Below are 2,020 nucleotides of genomic sequence, written 5' to 3' on the forward strand. Positions count from 1 at the left end.
GACCCGCTACCTGTATTTCGACAGTTGGGATCACTTGCTCACCTTCATGCTCGAAGGATTAGAGCTAGACATCTCACCCAATACCAGTTAAATTGCCATACTGAGAATTGCTGCTATCTACTAGAGATTCTATTTTGGTCTACCGATTAATGCTAGGATATGCAGATAGTCATTGCCTTCGTTAAATCCGAAGCTCACAATCAAAATTCACAATTGATAGCAGCAACTGAGGCACTGCACTCCAACTCTGAATACTCAAGCTGCTCTCATAGAGGCGAGCGATCGCACTTCCAAAGCATCCCTGTAAAGAGGAAGGTATAAAAATATTCTTTTTGCTACAGCTTCGGGATCTAAGCGTTTTTAGGATTGATGAAGTTGAGATTAAACCAGTTTGATTCCAACTGGAGTTTAGACTAAGTGGAAGTAAGCCCAGCCCTGATTGTAGTGCTGAACGAGGGTTGAGCAACCAGGTGCTAAACGTTTAGGTAGATGCTCGAGCTTGCTTTTTGCGTTTGGAGTATCGCTTTTTGACAATGGGCGCACGAACACGAGGGTTGCGAGGTTGTCCTTGAGTCCACTCTGGTGATTTTCCACGCAGTTTGGGAGGTTGGGCAGGAGTGCCAAGTTGCGTAAAAACGGCAGCCATCGACTGAGCCACTCGTCCTGGGGTGAGCCGAGTTTGTGATTTTTGCCAGGGGAGAGGACAGTCAGCCACAAGGTCACGAGCAAGCCATAGCTGCCAACTCAGAAGGGGCATCAGATCGCTCCAGCGTTCGGCTTGTTTGGCAGTGCCCAGATGAGGGAGCGTCCAATGGAGTCTTTGTTTGGCAAAGCGAAACCAGTGGTCTACGCCGAAGCGACGGCAGTAGAGCTGCCAGATTTGGTCTAAGGGCGGCATCGTTTCCCCCACCCAGATCAGCCAGACGGGTTTATCGCTGCGCCGATTACCAAAGTGATCAAGCCATTCCACCAGAATCAGTTGCAGCGGATGCTTTGCTGCGCTGCGGAAGTGCATCTGGTGCCAACAGCGTAATCGCAGTCGTCCTTGTTTAGAGTCATTGACCTCACTTTGTTGGTCCGGGCTGTGCCAGGTAGTCGAGTCATTGAGCTTGAACTTATCGCCATGCACTCTCGGTCTGCCTCTGCCCCCATAAATGGGTGGAGCCGTCCACAAACAGCGATTCGAGCGCAGACGCATCAGCTTATCGCAATCAATATCAGCCGTTGCCAAGACAAATTGCGCACAGCCATACTCACTATCCCACAATGAGATCGCGCGCTCATGTCGCAAGGGCAGTGCCCAACTGCTGCCCACTTCGGGAATCCAAGCCAGCGTACTCCACCCTTGTCCCACGCCAACCGGACAGTTGCCTAGCATCGCAGCTTGATGCTCGTAGGTGCGCTCTTGCAACGTCACAGCAAAAGGACATACCCAGATCGTGTGGTCGCTTGCTAGGACAGGACGTTCAGTTTGGCTCATCTGCCCGATGTACAGTCGCATCAACTTGCGGCGCTGCGGTCGGCTATCTTGTAGAGCTTCATACAAGCTCGACCACTGCCGCCTGAACAAAGGGCTACCACTGAGTTCAGCGAAGCTGTTTACCCTGGAACTACTCCAAACCGCATCGCCCAACTCAAACATTGCGTCGTGAGCACGTCCCAGACATGCATAAGCGGTTTGACGAAATGCAAGCAATTTGTCAGCATTCATAGCGGCACTGAGAATTGGTGGTTCTTCTCTCAGAATGCCAGGAGCGGTCAGTTCTTTCTCTGACTGCTCTCTTTCGCTGGCTTCTCACCTCCCTTAGTCTAAACTCCAGTTTGGAACCTGGTGGGTTAAATCGCGACCGCAGCGTGTCGTCGGGAGATCCTCGATTGTATCATCTCAAAGAAAATCTCTACAAGGTCAGGGGTTCGCTCACAGCAATTCTCATTTTGACGAAAAGCTGTTCAAGCTTTAGCAATGCCGCTATTGTACTGACATCTGAGAAACCCAAGAGGGCCAGAACCGTTGAAAGAA

The 2,020-nt window shown here is 50.8% G+C and carries 1 protein-coding gene; it reads right to left on the reverse strand.

Annotated features, from left to right (window positions below):
- Positions 1–481: 481 nt before the first annotated feature.
- On the reverse strand, positions 482–1,711 hold the full coding sequence (locus NDA01_RS31800) for a transposase (RefSeq protein ID WP_348231203.1): 1,230 nt from the start codon (positions 1,709–1,711) through the stop codon (positions 482–484).
- Positions 1,712–2,020: the final 309 nt, after the last annotated feature.

It is taken from the genome of Trichocoleus desertorum AS-A10 (genome assembly GCF_039962155.1).
Classification (GTDB): domain Bacteria; phylum Cyanobacteriota; class Cyanobacteriia; order FACHB-46; family FACHB-46; genus Trichocoleus.